This window comes from Streptomyces sp. NPDC049040, from assembly GCF_043197715.1.
Classification (GTDB): Bacteria; Actinomycetota; Actinomycetes; order Streptomycetales; family Streptomycetaceae; genus Actinacidiphila.
On the sequence record NZ_JBICTO010000011.1, the window covers coordinates 1 to 15,213 of the forward strand.

Annotated in this window: 16 protein-coding genes and 3 pseudogenes; 6 read left to right on the plus strand and 13 right to left on the minus strand. The window is 69.4% G+C overall.

Annotated features, from left to right (window positions below; genetic code table 11):
- Window positions 1–240: 240 nt before the first annotated feature.
- Window positions 241–468, plus strand: coding sequence for a DUF6191 domain-containing protein (locus tag ACGFMP_RS25070; protein ID WP_393675235.1), 228 nt, complete (start codon window positions 241–243; stop codon window positions 466–468).
- 107 nt (window positions 469–575) lie between these two features.
- Here ACGFMP_RS25070 and ACGFMP_RS25075 read toward each other — a convergent pair whose 3' ends face one another.
- The 3 genes from ACGFMP_RS25075 to ACGFMP_RS25085 all read right to left on the minus strand — a co-directional run bounded on the left by ACGFMP_RS25075 (window position 576) and on the right by ACGFMP_RS25085 (window position 1,991).
- The gene (locus tag ACGFMP_RS25075) at window positions 576–1,271 is read right to left on the minus strand and encodes a Clp protease N-terminal domain-containing protein (RefSeq protein WP_393675236.1); all 696 of its coding nucleotides are present in this window, start codon (window positions 1,269–1,271) and stop codon (window positions 576–578) included.
- Window positions 1,268–1,489, minus strand: coding sequence for a helix-turn-helix domain-containing protein (locus ACGFMP_RS25080; RefSeq protein ID WP_393675237.1), 222 nt, complete (start codon window positions 1,487–1,489; stop codon window positions 1,268–1,270). The genes ACGFMP_RS25075 and ACGFMP_RS25080 overlap by 4 nt, the downstream gene beginning before the upstream one ends.
- 109 nt (window positions 1,490–1,598) lie before the next feature.
- Window positions 1,599–1,991 carry a hypothetical protein gene (locus ACGFMP_RS25085; protein WP_393675238.1) on the minus strand — a complete coding sequence of 131 codons (393 nt, stop codon included), beginning with the start codon at window positions 1,989–1,991 and terminating at the stop codon, window positions 1,599–1,601.
- Between the two features lie 374 nt (window positions 1,992–2,365).
- Here ACGFMP_RS25085 and ACGFMP_RS25090 point away from each other — a divergent pair, with 374 nt between their 5' ends.
- From ACGFMP_RS25090 to ACGFMP_RS25100, 3 genes and pseudogenes are all read left to right on the plus strand, one after another.
- Window positions 2,366–2,596, plus strand: a complete 231-nt coding sequence (locus ACGFMP_RS25090; RefSeq protein WP_393675239.1) for an antitoxin — start codon at window positions 2,366–2,368, stop codon at window positions 2,594–2,596.
- Window positions 2,593–3,000 carry a type II toxin-antitoxin system VapC family toxin gene (locus tag ACGFMP_RS25095; RefSeq protein WP_393675240.1) on the plus strand — a complete coding sequence of 136 codons (408 nt, stop codon included), beginning with the start codon at window positions 2,593–2,595 and terminating at the stop codon, window positions 2,998–3,000. Before ACGFMP_RS25090 ends, ACGFMP_RS25095 begins: the two co-directional genes overlap by 4 nt.
- A 67-nt stretch (window positions 3,001–3,067) precedes the next feature.
- Window positions 3,068–3,878, plus strand: a pseudogene (locus ACGFMP_RS25100) (ISL3 family transposase); the annotation flags it as partial.
- A gap of 364 nt (window positions 3,879–4,242) precedes the next feature.
- On the opposite strand, the gene ACGFMP_RS25105 reads toward ACGFMP_RS25100, so the two are convergent.
- The 6 genes and pseudogenes from ACGFMP_RS25105 to ACGFMP_RS25130 all read right to left on the minus strand — a co-directional run bounded on the left by ACGFMP_RS25105 (window position 4,243) and on the right by ACGFMP_RS25130 (window position 8,030).
- Window positions 4,243–4,737, minus strand: a complete 495-nt coding sequence (locus ACGFMP_RS25105; protein ID WP_393675241.1) for an Rrf2 family transcriptional regulator — start codon at window positions 4,735–4,737, stop codon at window positions 4,243–4,245.
- A 41-nt stretch (window positions 4,738–4,778) separates the two neighbouring features.
- The gene (locus ACGFMP_RS25110; protein WP_393675242.1) at window positions 4,779–5,624 is read right to left on the minus strand and encodes an MBL fold metallo-hydrolase; all 846 of its coding nucleotides are present in this window, start codon (window positions 5,622–5,624) and stop codon (window positions 4,779–4,781) included.
- A gap of 279 nt (window positions 5,625–5,903) precedes the next feature.
- Window positions 5,904–6,222 (minus strand): annotated as a pseudogene (locus ACGFMP_RS25115) (polyprenyl synthetase family protein); the annotation flags it as partial.
- Window positions 6,223–6,235: 13 nt separating this feature from the next.
- Window positions 6,236–6,356: pseudogene (locus ACGFMP_RS25120) on the minus strand (polyprenyl synthetase family protein); the annotation flags it as partial.
- Window positions 6,357–6,477: 121 nt separating this feature from the next.
- Window positions 6,478–7,416 (minus strand): presqualene diphosphate synthase HpnD, encoded by a 939-nt coding sequence (gene hpnD / locus ACGFMP_RS25125; protein ID WP_393675243.1) that lies wholly within the window; start codon window positions 7,414–7,416, stop codon window positions 6,478–6,480.
- A 110-nt stretch (window positions 7,417–7,526) separates the two neighbouring features.
- Window positions 7,527–8,030 (minus strand): hypothetical protein, encoded by a 504-nt coding sequence (locus ACGFMP_RS25130; RefSeq protein WP_393675244.1) that lies wholly within the window; start codon window positions 8,028–8,030, stop codon window positions 7,527–7,529.
- A gap of 126 nt (window positions 8,031–8,156) precedes the next feature.
- Between ACGFMP_RS25130 and ACGFMP_RS25135 the strand changes: the two genes are divergently transcribed.
- Together ACGFMP_RS25135 and ACGFMP_RS25140 are read left to right on the plus strand one after the other, a co-directional pair.
- Window positions 8,157–8,774, plus strand: coding sequence for a TetR family transcriptional regulator (locus ACGFMP_RS25135; RefSeq protein ID WP_393675245.1), 618 nt, complete (start codon window positions 8,157–8,159; stop codon window positions 8,772–8,774).
- A 111-nt stretch (window positions 8,775–8,885) separates the two neighbouring features.
- On the plus strand, window positions 8,886–9,875 hold the full coding sequence (locus tag ACGFMP_RS25140; protein WP_393675246.1) for a zinc-binding alcohol dehydrogenase family protein: 990 nt from the start codon (window positions 8,886–8,888) through the stop codon (window positions 9,873–9,875).
- An 883-nt stretch (window positions 9,876–10,758) separates the two neighbouring features.
- On the opposite strand, the gene ACGFMP_RS25145 is transcribed toward ACGFMP_RS25140, so the two are convergent.
- The 4 genes from ACGFMP_RS25145 to gcvT all read right to left on the minus strand — a co-directional run bounded on the left by ACGFMP_RS25145 (window position 10,759) and on the right by gcvT (window position 15,156).
- Window positions 10,759–12,126 carry an L-serine ammonia-lyase gene (locus ACGFMP_RS25145; protein WP_393675247.1) on the minus strand — a complete coding sequence of 456 codons (1,368 nt, stop codon included), beginning with the start codon at window positions 12,124–12,126 and terminating at the stop codon, window positions 10,759–10,761.
- Between the two features lie 106 nt (window positions 12,127–12,232).
- Window positions 12,233–13,498 carry a serine hydroxymethyltransferase gene (gene glyA / locus ACGFMP_RS25150; protein WP_393675248.1) on the minus strand — a complete coding sequence of 422 codons (1,266 nt, stop codon included), beginning with the start codon at window positions 13,496–13,498 and terminating at the stop codon, window positions 12,233–12,235.
- Between the two features lie 33 nt (window positions 13,499–13,531).
- Entirely contained in the window at window positions 13,532–13,912 is a 381-nt protein-coding gene (gene gcvH, locus ACGFMP_RS25155) for a glycine cleavage system protein GcvH (protein WP_393675249.1), read from the minus strand.
- Between the two features lie 89 nt (window positions 13,913–14,001).
- Window positions 14,002–15,156: a glycine cleavage system aminomethyltransferase GcvT gene (gene gcvT / locus ACGFMP_RS25160; protein ID WP_393675250.1), complete on the minus strand. Its 1,155-nt coding sequence runs from the start codon at window positions 15,154–15,156 to the stop codon at window positions 14,002–14,004.
- Between the last annotated feature and the right edge of the window lie 57 nt (window positions 15,157–15,213).

Genomic DNA, 15,213 nt, shown 5'->3' on the forward strand with positions numbered 1-15,213 from the left:
CGCCCCCCCCCCCCCCCCGCCCCCCCCCCCCCGCCCCCCCCCCCCACCACCCCCCCCCCCCCCCCCCGGCCCCCCCCCCCCCGCCCCCCCCCCCCCCCCCCCCCCCCCCCGCGCGCCCCCCCCCCCCCGCCGGCCCCCGGCCGCGCGGGGGCCCCCCCCCCCCCCCCCCCCCCCCCACCTCCCGCTTTGCGGCGGGCGTAGCCTGGGACGGGCAGCGACAGTCGCCCCCAGGAGGCCGGTATGTTCAATCTCTTCGAGGAATTGTTCACGCCGAGCCGCAAGCACACCGAGGACGAGCGCAACCGGCTGGCGCTGACCCGTGAGGACGAGGGCAGCAGCGACCCGGCGCGAGGTCCGATAGACCTCGCCTCCGGCATGGTGACCGTGCGGCCGCCCCGTAAATCCGAGGAGGGGAGCGCCGGGAGCGCCGAGCCCGGCGAGCCTGCCGAGGCCGGCGAGCTCGCCTGAGCCGGGCGGCGCCGCGTACTCCTTGGGGCGGTGCCCGTACCGCCCGCTGGCGGTGCTGAGAGCGCCCGCGGCACTGTCGGTGCTCCGGCGCGGTGTGCCGGGGTCCTTCAGACCGCCTGGCGGCGCCTGTCGATGATCGCGGCCCGCAGCGCCGCCGGCGAGGCGCCGAGTGCGGAGAGCACCGAGCGCACCACCTCCCCGTTCACGGCCACCAGGCCGAGCGCCAGGTGGTCGACACCGATGTGGTCGTCATGCAGTGCCCGGGCCTCGCGGACGGTGTTCGCCAGGCCTTCCTTGGCGCGCGGGCTGAACCTGATGTGCCCGGTGGGGCGGGTGCCCGCGGCATGGTGGAGGCCGGTGGCGGCGGGTGCGGAGGCCGGTGCGGTCAGCAGGGTCCTGACGTGGCGCCGTCTGCGCCAGTGGCGCGAGGCCTTCGGTCCCGCCGGGCGGTACTCCCGGTGCACGCTCCGGTCGGCGCGGGTGAGCGCCTCGGGGCCGAAGGACTCCTCGGCCCTGGCGCGTACGGCGTCGAGGTCGATTCCCAGTGAGGCCAGCGCGTCGCGGTTGAGGGTGCCGAAGAGCCGGGACGCGCTGCCGAGCCCCACCTGGCGGACGATCTCCTCCTCGACGCGCTCGGGCGTGGCGCCGTGCTCGCGCAGCACGGCGCCCGCCGGCCGGTCGAGGGAGGCGACGGCCAGCAGCAGGTGCTCGCAGCCGACGTGGTCGTGCCCGAGCCTGCGCGCGTGCTCCTGGGCATGGATCACGGCGGTGCGGGCGTCGGGTGTGAAGCGTTCGAACATCATCGCCCTCCGATCAGGCGGCCGTACTTGCGGTGGACGGTCTGCTTGGTGACGCCGAGCCGCTCGGCGATGTCCTGCCAGGACCACCCGAGCTTCCGCGCGTTCTCGATCTGGAGGACTTCCAGCCGTTCGGTGAGTTCTCGCAGGGCGGCGACAGCGCGGAGCCCGACGTCCGGGTCGTTGCTGGCGGCACCCTCGGTGATGTCGAGTGTGCTCTGCATGGGCGTCAGCATATGCTGACGTATGATGTGGCGTCAACATATGCTGACGCTCCGGATCGTGGAACCCGCCGCGGTCTCCGGGAGTCGGCGGTGGGTCGCCGCCCCGCCGTCAGGCAGGGGTCAGGCACACCGGGCAGCGGGTCGTGTCGTCGAATCTCAGCATGTCCGGACCGTCGAGGCCGTCGAGCAGGGGCGTGACGCGCCGCCAGCGCACATGGCGGCGCAGCTCCCAACACGTCTCCAGGTGCAATTCCGCGGTCGGCGGGCTGTCGCGGGTGTCGACGGCGAGAACGTATCGCGGGGCGTCCGGGGTCGCCGGCTCGCGCGGCACCGCGGCGTAGTCCTCGCCCGGGAGCCGGTTCACGGCACCGCCCGGGACGTACAGCTCGACCTGCGCCCACCACAGGCCCCGCTTGTCCTGGCGCCAGCGGATCAGGCGCCCGGGGACTTCCCGGCTTCCGGGGAGGATGACCCGGATGCGGGGCGGCTCGGATTCGGTCACATGTTCGAGCCTAGGGCATGCTGCCGGTTCGTCGGCCCGGGCCGCCGCTGTTCCGCGGCGACGGGACCAGGGCCGTCCGCCGGGAGCCGGACCTCCGGGCCGCGGTCAAGGGTCCGGGCTGTGCGGTCAGTACTCGATGGCGTTGACCGCGTGGCCGCCGCGGGCGGTCTCCTTGTGCTTGACCTTCAGGGCGACCGCCGTCATTGGGGTGCCGCTGACCTGCGGTTTCAGGACCATTTTCGAGAGCCTCAGGTGTGCCGAGGATTTCCCGGGGACTTCCCGGGTGTCGACATCGGCGCCGGCCGCCCGTGGGCGGCGTAGATCGGCAACCCAGGGTGCATGCAAAATGCATGCATTGCTGCTAGATTAAAAACATGAGCGCACTCACCATCAGGGACGTCCCCGAGGACCAGATCCAGACCCTGAAGATCCGCGCCGCCCAGGCCGGAAAGTCTCTCCAGGCATACTTCCTCGACCTCATCGAACGCGAGACGGCGAAGCCCACCATGGCCGAGATGATGGAACGCCTCAACCGCGAAACCACCGCCGACGTCAGCACCGCCGACATCCTCAGTGCCATCGACGAAGGGCGGGCGGGCCGTTGATCGTCCTTGACTGCTCTGCCCTCGTCGCTGTCCTCACCGCTCGCAACGCCGACGGTGACCTGATCCGCAACCGTGTCGCCCAAGTCACCGATGTCTACGCCCCCACCCTTCTCGACTACGAGGTCCAGTCGGCCCTCCTCGGCATGCGGCGCGGCGGAAAGCTCACCGAGAGGGAGGTCGGCAGGGCGATCACCGCTTACCGGCTGCTGCCGATCACCAAGCGGGAGACGCTGCCCTTCTGGGAGCGAATCCAAAGGCTCCACGCCAACCTGAGCGCCTACGACGCCCAATACGTCGCCCTCGCAGAAGCGCTCGGCATCCCCCTCATCACCTGCGACGCCCGCATCGCCCGCAGCGGCGCGGCAAAGTGCGCGATCGAGGTCTTCGAGAGCGCCACCAGGTAACACGGGCCTGGGTGATGCCACGCCACTCGGTCAACGCGACCCCCTACGGGGCACCTTGCGCTGTCTGTCGGCGAGGGTCTGTCCCGTGTGCGGGGCGTCGTCGGGGCAGGTGCACGGCTATCACCTGCGGACGGTGGCCGACGTGCCGGTTGACGGGCGGCGTGTAGAGGTCGGTGTGCGGGTGCGCCGCCTGGTGTGTCCCACGCGCGGCTGCCGGCAGACCTTCCGCGAGCAAATGCCCGGAGTACTGGAGCGATATCAGCAGCGAACTACCCGCCTGACCAGGCAGGTCAAGGCTGTGGTCAAGGAGTTGGCGGGCCGGGACCCGTTTGCTGGCGAGCCTCGCGGTGGGCGCGTCTCGCCACACGGCCCTGCGCGTCCTGCTGCGCATCCCGTTGGGGAACAGGCGGACACCTCGTGTGATCGGCGTCGACGACTTCGCTCTGCGCCGCCGGCACCGCTACGCCACCGTGATCATCGACGCCGAGACCCATGAGCGGATCGACGTCGTGCCAGGCCGCACCGCGGACACACTGGAAGTATGGCTGCGCGAGCACCCGGGCGCCGAGGTCGTCTGCCGCGACGGCTCCGCGACCTATGCCGAAGCCATCCGCCGCGCCCTGCCCGACGCGGTACAGGTCGCGGACAGGTGGCACCTGTGGCACAACCTGTGCGAAAGCCGCCCTGAGCGAGGTGAAAGCACACAGCACCTGCTGGACCACCGTGCTGGACGCACCGATCTGGGACGGGCCGCGCGCACAGACCACCCTGGAGCGCTGGCAGCAGGTCCACGGCCTCCTCGACCAGGGCGTGGGCCTGCTCGAATGCGCCCGCCGCCTGCAACTGGCCCTGAACACCGCAAACGCTACGTCCGGGCTCGAAGCAAGGGCATGCAGTTGACCGGTGCCGCTGCTCGTTCCGGCGGTGGGCTGGCCGAACGCCGGGAGGCCAGGAACGGTGTCCGGGCGCCCGCGAACCGGGAACGCGAGGTCTCGGCCGCGCCGCGCGCCTACGCGGCGATGGCCACCAGCGCGGACAAGGGCGCGTCCGGGACGTGTCGCTGCTGGGCTGACCGGGCCGGGCGCTACCTCGTACACCGCCGCCACGTGCGGCGGACGTCGAGGACATGGACGACTTCCGGCGGGACTGTCTCCCGCACGTCGCCCGGGAGATCGCGGACGTGGACCTGAACCTGGTCGCAGATGCCTGTCGGCTCCCCAGGGCCCACCCCGGACGCCCGGGTCAGTCGTTCGTGACCGTCCCCTTGGTCTGTGTGAACCTCTTCAACAGTTCGGGACGGCTCTGGGCGGAGAGGGCGAGAGTCTCGTCGAGAGTGGAGGCGATCGTCGTACCTGCGAGAGCAGCATCGGCCGCGCGCTCTGCGGCGGCGTAGACATCGGTCAATTCGGTGCGGATGCTGTAGCCGATTGGACAGTTGGGTGATGGGGCTGAACTGTGCAGGCCGAAGAGGGGGCCGTCGTCCAGCGCGGTCCTCACGTCGAGCAGGGTGATGTCCTCGGCGGGTCGAGCGAGGCTCCACCCGCCGGGGGCGCCGCGGTGCGAGACGACGAGCCCTGAGCGACGCAGCTGACCGAGCAGACGGCGCACGACGACGGGGTTGGTGCGCACACTGCCGGCGATCCCCTCAGAGGTGGCAGGGGCACCTCCTATGCGCGCACGCAACTCAACCCATTGCAGGGCGTGGACTGCGATCGACAGGCGACTGTTCGCGCTCATCTTCCCCTCGGATCTCGGATTCTCGTGTGCACTCTGCGACTTTATGCCGACGGCTTGAACAGCTTTGCCGCGCCCCAAAGCGAGCCGGGGTTGGCCCGTCGCGGGTGGCGGGCCAGCACCGTCCGGTACAACTCAAGCGCGCTCGCTGTGGCCGAGACGGCCTCCTCGACGTCCAAGAGGTAGGCGATCGACTCCTGGATGTTGAACGGGTCGTCGTCGCGGTCGGGGTGCTTGTGGCCGGCGACGACGTGTTCTGCGCCGAGGTCCTGGATTGCCCGCAGTGCGGCGATCCACTCACCGCGTGAGGCGGGGTCGGTCTCGGCGAGATACATATGGGTGTTGTTGTAGACGACGTCTCCGGCGACGACGAGCTTGGCGTCGGGAGCCCACAGGACGCTGGACCCCGCGGTGTCGGTGTGACCGGTCTCGACCACCCTCAGCTCATGGCCTTCGAGGAGGATGCGGTCGCCTTCGAGCTCATCGGGGATGACCGCGGCCGGGATCTGGCCAGGGAAGAGCCGGCCCCAGAACCCCTCCCGGTAGTCGTCCGATGTCTGGACGCGCGCGCCGGCAACGGCTCCGGGGGTCGCAACGGCCTGCGCCGCCGGGAAAGCCTCGAGCAACTGCCCGATCCCGTACATGTGGTCGCCGTGGCCGTGCGTGACGAATATGTGGGTGAGATTCCGCTCGTGCTCCTTGATCCAATCGACCAGGATCTCGTTCTGGTCGATGGTCGTGAAGGTGTCGACGAGTACGGCGTCGCGCTCGCCGAGGATCATGGTCGCCGAATTCGTCACCCAGCGCAGGTCCTCGTTGTCGCCTTCCGGGAGGTCACGGACGAGCCCCTCTCGTCGGGCGAGGAGCGTGTCGTATCGCAGGTCAGGCACAGTGTCCGCTCGGTTCAATGGATGTAATTATTATTGTTACATCGACCGGGTGCGTGGGCAACCCCGCCCGTCACGTCGTAGGTGATGTGGGAGGCCGCGGGCACGCCGTCATCTGGACGATGAGAGCCGCGATGAGAGCGCCTCGTCGAACCGCATGACATCGAGTAAGCGGATCCGAGGTCGGCCGCGTAGCCGAAGGCATCAGCACCGCGGCGCCGTCGGCGAGACCCTCCTCGAAGGCTGTGTCCCACCGTGTCGGTACGGAAACGTCAGTCGCAGCTACTCAGTCCGCTCCACCACGGGATAGCAGAGCTTGAGCAGCGCAGCCTTCGCCTCGCACTCGGGCAGCGGGGACAGCGACGCGCGAGCGTCCTGCGCGTACCGCAGTGACTCGCTGCGCGCCCTCTCCAGCACAAAGTGGGCGCCTAGACGTCGCAGCGTTTCTGCGTGACGCTCTGGGGTCGGTCAGATCTCCGTCGACCAAGTCGACCAATTCGCGGTCGACGGGGCGGCCGTGCTTCTCCGCGGTCATCCGCAGGAGCAGCACTGGAAGAGTGGGCACGCCTTCACGTGGATCGGTCCCTGGGGTCTTTCCCGACATCGTTGCCTGGACCGACGGTCTCCGAGATTTGTCCGGTGGTGAGACGATCAAATGCCTCTGCCTGTATGTGGACAGCCTCAGGTCTCCCGGTCGGCCACGATTTGTGTGGCCCGGGCGAAGGGGAAATCGCCGATACTCGTTCCGAACGGTCCTGTGCCTATCACGATCCAAAATCCTGTCAGTTTACGGTTGCACTTCCTCGAAGGACGCGAGGCGTTGAGCAGGTAGGCCGTGTCTGCTCACCGCAGCGCATCACATGCTCGATCCGGCACGCCTCCGGAAAGTACTGCGTGCGTCGAAACCGGACAGGCCTCGGACAGCGATGTACGCCTTCTCGTGCGCCGCCAGTGAGACCCGGCCGCGCAGCACTGCCTCGGGCTCGAGCTCGAAGCGGTCGAGAAGCCTGCGATATATTCCCGCCATTGCGGCCACGCACGCACCACTGCGCCGGTCGAGCATGGGCAGGAGACGAAATCCCTTTTCGTACAGCTCACGGGCCCGGCGGGCTTCGAAGCGGACAAGCTGGGCGAAATCGGCGTCAGGGGGCAGTACGCTACTGCGGAAACCCGCCCCGCATCCGAACATCCTCAAATCCTCAGCAGGCAGATATGTACGTCCCATGGCCGCGTCCTCGTGCACGTCCCGGAGTATGTTCGTGAGCTGAAGCGCGAGTCCCAGTGTGTCGGCGTACTCGGCTGCGCGTTCCGCCCCGGGCGCGCCGGGTACGGTGCCGAACACGCCGAGTGAGAGACGTCCCACGGCTCCCGCGACCCGTCGGCAGTAGAGCTTGAGGTCATCCCAGGTCTCGTAGGTGGTACTACGGACATCCATGAGAACGCCGTCAATTATCTCTTCCAGTCCGCTGAGGGGAATCGGAAAGCGCCGCGCGGCATCGGCCAGTGCCACGGCTATCGGATTAGCGTCGAACTCATCCACCTCCCCAGCCTGCACGTGCTTTATCACTGCGCGGGCTGATTCCAGCTCTTCCTCCTTCCTGTCTCGTTCCAGGACGCCGTCGCCGATGTCGTCAACCAGCCGAGAAAAAGCATATAGTGCGGACATGGCACGCCGTTTCTCAAGAGGTAGCAACCTGATGCCGTATGAAAAGTTCCGGGCCTCATGGTCGGTGACGACCTCGCAGTACTTGTAGGCTGCCAGCACTCGAGCGGTTGTGGGCTGTTTCGTTCCCATGTCTTGCCTAATCTTTCCGATGTGATCTCAAACTATTGACTTCACTGCGTGTCACCTGGTCGGTCGCACCCCACATGCACCAACCGGGCCAGCCAACGGCCATGGCGAGCTCATACGGGGCCGGCCAGGAAGACGATCACGGCCGCTACGTCGTCCGGGGAGACGGCGGCTCTCGTCGCGGCATGGTCGCCGAGACCGGCTGCAGCGCTGCCTTCTCCGGTGACTGAGCCCAGGTTGATGATGCGCTCACCGTCAGGCATGTTCTTGGCCGCTTCTCGCGTAGTCGCCACCAGGCCCTGCACATTCACGGCCCACCGGCGCGAGATCTCGTCGAGCGACGGTGCCCCGAGCGGGCGGATGTGCTGGCCAGGCTTTGCCCGGCCGGCCTGGAAGGCCGCCGCTCGCACCCCGAGGCTCTTCAAGTCACCCGCTACGGCCTCGGCGACGTCCTTCGCGTGCAGGTACGTGATGGCGACATCGGCGCCCTCCTGTGCGAGTCGACGTGCCGCGGCGGCGCCGAGACCGCGGCTGCCCCCGTCACCAGCGCGATTGTGCCTTCTGGTTTCTGCTCCGCCATCAAGGCTGCTCCTCTTGACATGGGCACCACTCACCAAGAGGCGAGCTTTGTCCTCCCCTCGGGCTGATCATCCCGAGGGGAAGTTTCGGGACTGAGTCTCATTCTGGATGGCCGTAGTGTCAAATTTCTAGACCTTCATCTACCTTCCGGTAACCTGATGAACATGACTGAGGTGGCGTCGTCGGAGCGGGTCAGCAAGCGGCAGCGCACTCGTGAGCGGATCGTTCGCGAGGCTGTTGCGCTCTTCGCCGAGCGCGGGTTCGACGCGGTCACCGTGGCGGAGATCACTGCTGCGGCCGGCGTGGCGCGCAGCACGTTCTTCCGTCATTTCCCGGACAAGGCGGACGTGCTCTTCGAGGACGACTCCGCCTCTCATCTCCTGCTCGCCAAGGCTGTGGCCGGAGCGGCCCGCACCAAGGCACCGCTCGGGGATTCACTGGCCGATGCGCTACGAGCCGCCCACTCCGGCTGCCTGGTGCTCGCCGACTCCAAAGCGGTCCAGGCCCTGCATTTCCCGATGCGCGAGCAGCTGATCGCCGAGACAGCGCAACTCCAGGCGTGCAGCCTGGTCAAGGAACGTGGGTACACCGACGCCCTGGAGGCGGCACTGATCGAGCAGGGCGCCGAACCGCTCATCGCCCGGCAAGCCGCCCACCTCGCGACCGCGTGCTACGACGCCGGCTACGCGGAAGCCTTCACAACTCCCGATCTGCTGCCGTCGACAGTCGACCGCGCCTTCAAAAGGCTCTTCGCCGTCGGCCTGGATCGGGACTCCAGCTGAGCGCAGCCCGATCCACCACTTGAGCAATGTAACCAAAATGGTTACGCTTCTTTCGTGTCATGAGTCATCGGTCGTCCGACCGATGGACGGGGCCGAGGTGAGGAACGAACCATGCGCGCCATCGAATACGACCAGTTCGGCGGGTATGACGTACTGGAGTTGCGGGAGAGGCACCTGCCGGTGCCCACCGAGGGACAGGTGCTCATCAGGATGTCGGTGGCCGGGGTCAACCCACTGGACGAGACGGTGCGTTCAGGAAAGCTCGCACCCGCCCTGCACAAGCCGCTGCCGATCCGGCCGGGTGGCTTCGGTGTGGGGCGGGTCAAGGAGCCCGGCGCCTCGGGACTGGCCGCAGGTGACCGTGTCGTGCTGAGTGGAGGACGGTACGGGGTGAGCGCCGACGGTTCGTGGGCCGACTACATCGCGGTCGACGCGGCTCATCTGGTGCCGATCCCGGACGGCGTCGACGACGAGACCGCCGCCGCGCTGACCACCGGCGCCGGTTACCTGACCGCTTACCTGGCGCTGAAGGAATTGGCGGGCTTCCGCGCCGGCCGGAGCGTACTGGCGCCGGGTGTCGGAGGTGCGGTCGGTCAGGGCGGCGTGGAGGTCGCCCGCGTCCTGGGCGCGGCGCAGGCCATCACCACGGCCACTACCACTGAGAAGGCAGAGTTGGGCCGATCCGCAGGGTATGAGGTCATCGACCTCACGCACGAGTCGCTGCGTGAAGGGGTGGCGCGGCTGACCGATGGTAAGGGCGTGGACGTCGTGCTGGACGGCGTCGGGGGTTCGGTCACCGGGGAGGCACTCGACTCGTTGGCCGTGGACGGCACCCTCGTCAGCATCGGTTACGCGGCCGGAGTGGGTGCCGAGATCAACGTGACCGACCTGATATGGAAGAACGCCCACGTCCACGGATTCAGGTTCGCCTTGTTCACCCCCGACCAGGTCAACGCCGCCAACGCGGCCCTGCTCGACCTGGTCTCGCAGGGTGAGCTCCACCCGAAGGTGGCGCAGGTCTTCCCGCTGGAGAAGGCTTCCGAGGCGCAGCGCCTCCTGGCCGAGGGCGGCCCCTTCGGCCGCATCCTGCTCGCTCTGTGAGCCGGCGCGCCGCAGCAGGGTGGGACGGGGGCGTATGCCCCAGCACCAAGGGAGGTCCTGAGGCGCATGTCGGCAGTGCGGACGAGTCCGTTGGGAGCCTCGGACACACCGTGTGGGTGCTGCGTAACGCCAGGGGATGTCGTGTCCCGCTCCTGCTGTGGACCTGACCGATCGTGACTGCGAGGCGCTGCGGGATCCGAGATGGGCTCTCCGCAGGCCTCTCTCCTACCAGAGTGACGGCGCCGAGGCCATGTTCTTCCACCAGCCTCGCCCGTCTGGGTCGTCGTGGTTGACCGGGTCTCCGTTGCCGTAGGCGTTGGCGCTGCCGCCGGGGACGGGGTCGATGGACAGGAATCGCCCGGAGCCCGGGTCGTAGATACGTATTGCCCATGAGGACGAGGCCGGTGGGGGTTCGTCGGAGCGTTGCCTGCCGCCGAGCCAGGCGTAGCGGGCGGCGGGCTGCCCAGTGCGGGGGTTTCCATTTGCGTCCAGGTGCCGGCGGTGTTGCTCTCGGTGGTGTATCCGCGGTAGCGGAGCGCGGAGTCGAGGGTCCAGGTCTGGCGTCGGGTGCCGGCGGTCTGTTGCTGAGTCAGGTCGTTGGCGTAGTAGGCCAACGTGGTACCGCCGGTGGTGGTGCAGTCGGCGTTGGGCGCGGCGGACGCGGTGCCCAGGGATTTATGGGACCTGCCCCGGCGACCGCCCCCGCGGCCGATGGAGCAGCGAGTAGCCCCTGGTGGAAGACCTTCTGCTGCGCGGAATCCCAGGGACTTTTCAGGGACTTTCAGCTCTGTCGGAGGGACTTCCCGGGGACTTTTCCCTGTGCAAACCAGGAAGGCTCCGACAGAGCTGGAAGGCGGGAGGTCGCAGGTCAGGGCCTACGTGGTCAGCACTCGATGACGTTCACGGCGAGGCCGCCGCGGGCGGTCTCCTTGTACTTGACCTTCATGTCGGCGCCCGTCTCCTTCATGGTCTTGATGACCTTGTCGAGGGAGACGTGGTGGCGGCCGTCGCCGCGCATGGCCATGCGGGCGGCGGTGACGGCCTTGACCGCCGCCATGCCGTTGCGCTCGATGCAGGGGATCTGGACCAGGCCGCCGACCGGGTCGCAGGTCAGGCCGAGGTTGTGCTCCATGCCGATCTCTGCTGCGTTCTCCACCTGCTCCGGGGTGCCGCCGAGGATCTCGGCGAGGCCGCCGGCCGCCATGGAGCAGGCGGAGCCGACCTCGCCCTGGCAGCCGACCTCGGCGCCGGAGATGGACGCGTTCTCCTTGAACAGCATGCCGATGGCCCCGGCCGCGAGGAGGAAGCGGACGACGCCCTCGTCGTCGGCGCCCGGGATGAATTCCAGGTAGTAGTGCAGGACGGCGGGGATGATGCCGGCCGCTCCGTTCGTCGGGGCGGTGACGACCCGGCCGCCGGCGGCGTTCTCCTCGTTGACGGCCATCGCGTAGAGGGTGATCCACTCCATCGCCCGCGCTGCCGCGTCGCCCTCGGCACGCAGCTGGCGGGCCGAGGTGGCGGCCCTGCGGCGGACCTTGAGGCCGCCGGGCAGAATGCCTTCGCGGGACATGCCGCTGCGCACGCACTCCTTCATGACCTGCCAGATCTCCAGCAGGCCGGCCCGGATCTCCGCCTCGGAGCGCCAGGCCTTCTCGTTCTCCAGCATCAGCGCCGAGATGGACAGGCCGGTCTCCCGCGACAGCCGCAGCAGCTCGTCGCCGGTGCGGAAGGGATACCGCAGCACGGTGTCGTCGAGCTTGATCCGGTCCGCACCGACGGCGTCCTCGTCGACCACGAAGCCGCCGCCGACGCTGTAGTACGTCTTCGCCAGCAGCACGCCACCGTCCGTGTCATACGCCGACAGCGTCATGCCGTTCGCGTGGTAGGGCAGCGAGCGGCGGCGGTGCAGCACCAGGTCGGCCGCCGGGTCGAAGTCCACCTCGTGCGCGCCGAGCAGCGCCAGGCGCCGGTCCGCGTGGATCGCGGCGACCTCGGCGTCCGCCGTCCCGACGTCGACCGTGCGGGGGGAGTGGCCGCTCAGGCCCAGCAGCACCGCCTTGGGGGTGCCGTGCCCGTGGCCGGTCGCGCCCAGAGAACCGAACAGCTCGGCCCTGACGGCCGCCGTGCGGGTGAGCAGGTCCTCGGTCTTCAACCGCTGCGCGAACATCCGGGCGGCCCGCATCGGTCCCACGGTGTGGGAACTGGAGGGGCCTATGCCGATGGAGAAGAGGTCGAATACGGAGATAGCCATGCGTTCAGTGCTCCTGGTCGACCGCGGACGCCGTTGTCCGCGGGGGGTGTCGCCGTACCGTCCGCGGTGTGCGGCGGGCGGCTGCCCGCCGCACACCGCGGGGCGGTCATGGCGCGAGTGTCGGATACAGCGGGTGCCGTTCGGCCAGCGCGGTGACCCTCGCCCGCAGGGCGTCCGCGTCGAAGGTCGGCTGGAGCGCGGCCGCGATGATGTCGGCGACCTCGCGGAAGGCGTCCGCCTCGAAGCCGCGGGTGGCCAGCGCCGGGGTGCCGATCCGCAGGCCCGAGGTCACCATCGGCGGCCGCGGGTCGTCGGGGATCGCATTGCGGTTGACGGTGATGCCGATGTCGTGCAGCCGGTCCTCGGCCTGCCGGCCGTCGAGGGCGGACTCGCGCAGGTCGACCAGCACCAGATGCACGTCGGTGCCGCCGGAGAGCACCGCCACGCCCGCGGCGGCCAGGTCGTCCCCGCCGAGCCTTTCCGCGAGGATCCTGGCGCCCTCCAGGGTGCGGGCCTGCCGGTCGCGGAACTCGTCGGTGGCCGCGGCCTTGAAGGCGACGGCCTTGCCTGCGATGACGTGTTCGAGCGGGCCGCCCTGCTGGCCGGGGAAGACCGCGGAGTTGATCTTCTTGGCGAGGTCGGCGGTGGACAGGATGACACCGCCGCGCGGGCCGCCGAGGGTCTTGTGGGTCGTGGTGGTGACCACGTGCGCGTGCGGGACGGGCGAGGGGTGCAGCCCGGCCGCGACCAGCCCGGCGAAGTGCGCCATGTCGACCATCAGGTAGGCGCCGACGCTGTCGGCGATCCGCCGGAATTCGGCGAAGTCCAGCTGCCGCGGATAGGCCGACCAGCCGGCGATGACCAGCTGCGGCCGGTGCTCCTTGGCCAGCCGCTCGACCTCGGCCATGTCGACCCGGCCGGTGTCGGCGTCGACGTGGTAGGCGGCGGCCTTGTAGAGCTTCCCGGAGAAGTTGATCTTCATGCCGTGGGTCAGGTGGCCGCCGTGCGCCAGGTCCAGGCCGAGGATGGTGTCGCCCGGCTTGAGCAGCGCGAACATCGCGGCGGCGTTGGCCTGGGCACCTGAGTGGGGCTGGACGTTGGCCGCCTCGGCGCCGAACAGCGCCCTGACCCGGTCGATGGCCAGCTGCTCGATGACGTCGACGTGCTCGCAGCCGCCGTAGTAGCGGCGGCCGGGATAGCCCTCGGCGTACTTGTTGGTCAGCACCGAGCCCTGGGCCTCGAGGACCGCCACCGGGGCGAAGTTCTCCGAGGCGATCATCTCCAGGGTGGACTGCTGGCGGTGCAGCTCGGCGTCGACCTCGGCGGCGACCTCGGGGTCGAAGTCGTGCAGGGACTGATTCAGGAGCGACATGGGCCCTTCCTGGTGTGCGGGTGGGGACGAGGGTCAGACCGCGGTGAAGGCGTCGTACTCGGCCGCGGTCAGCAGGTCCGCGCCCTCCTCCGAGACCTTCACCTTGAACAGCCAGCCGTCCTCGAACGGCGAGGAATTGACCAGCGCCGGGTCGTCGGCGACGTCCTGGTTGATCTCGGTGACCTCACCGGACACCGGGGAATACAGCTCGCTGACCGACTTGGTGGACTCCAGCTCGCCGCAGCTCTCGCCCGCCGTCACCGTCGCGCCCACCTCGGGGAGCTGCACGAAGACGACGTCACCGAGCGCGTCGGCGGCGTGCGAGGTGATGCCGACGGTGGAGACACCGTCCTCGGGGGTGGTGAGCCACTCGTGCTCCTTGCTGTAACGCAGCTGCTCAGGATTGATGCTCATGACGGAATTCTCCCGGATGCGAAGAGATGATGACGGAGCCGACGCGGCAGCCTGTGGACAACCCCGCGCCTGTGGAAAACCTCGGAGGGTCAGCGCTCGCGCTGGTAGAAGGGCAGCGCCACGACACGGTACGGCTCCCGGCTGCCCCGGATGTCGACCGCGACCCCCTCGGTGCCCGGCGCGGCGTGGGCGGCGTCCACGTACGCCATGGCGATGGGCACGCCCAGGGTGGGCGACGGCGCGCCCGAGGTGACCTCGCCGACGACCGCGCCGGACGCGTCGGTCACGCCGAAGCCGGCCCGCGGCACGCGGCGCCCCTCGGCGACCAGCCCGACGAGCTTGCGCGGCGGGATGTCCGCGGCCCGCGCCGCGGCGGCGGTCAGTGCCTCCCGGCCGACGAAGTCACCGGGCTTGTCGAACTTCACGACCCGCCCGAGCCCCGCGTCGAAGGGCGTCACCTGCGCGGTCAGCTCATGCCCGTACAGCGGCATGCCGGCCTCCAGGCGCAGGGTGTCGCGGCAGGACAGCCCGCACGGCACCAGCCCGGCGCCCGCGCCCGCCTCGAGCAGCGCCTGCCACAGCCGCTCGGCGTCCGCGGGGTCCACGAACAGCTCGAAGCCGTCCTCGCCGGTGTAGCCCGTCCTGGCGATCAGCGCGGACACGCCCGCGACGGTTCCGGGCAGGCCGGCGTAGTAGCGCAGCCCGTCCAGGTCCGCGTCGGTGACCGCCTTGAGGATGCCGGGGGCCGCGGGACCCTGTACGGCCAGCAGGGCGTACGCGTCCCGGTCGTCGCTCACCCGGGCGTCGAAGTCCACCGCGCGCAGCGCGACCGTGTCGAGCACGGTCTGCGCGTTGGAGGCGTTGGCGACGATCAGGTAGCGCTCGTCGGCGAGCCGGTAGACGATCAGGTCGTCAAGAATGCCGCCGTCCGGGGCGCAGATCATCGTGTAGCGGGCCTTGCCGACCGCCATCGCCGACAGATGGCCGACCAGGGCGTAGTCCAGAGCCTGCCCGGCCTGCGGCCCGGTCACGGTGATCTCGCCCATGTGGGACAGGTCGAAGAGCCCGGCCCTGGTGCGTACGGCCTGGTGCTCGTCGCGCTCGCTGCGATACCGCAGCGGCATGTCCCAGCCGGCGAAGTCGGTCATGGTGGCGCCGAGCGCGCGGTGCACCGCGTCGAGGGCGGTGCGGCGCGGGGACGTGGCGGGCGGTGCGCTCAGCGGTTCGTTCGACGTTTCGCTCATCGAAAGGGCTCCCAAAGGCGGCGGACGGGGACACGGAATCCGGCCGGGGCTGACCCC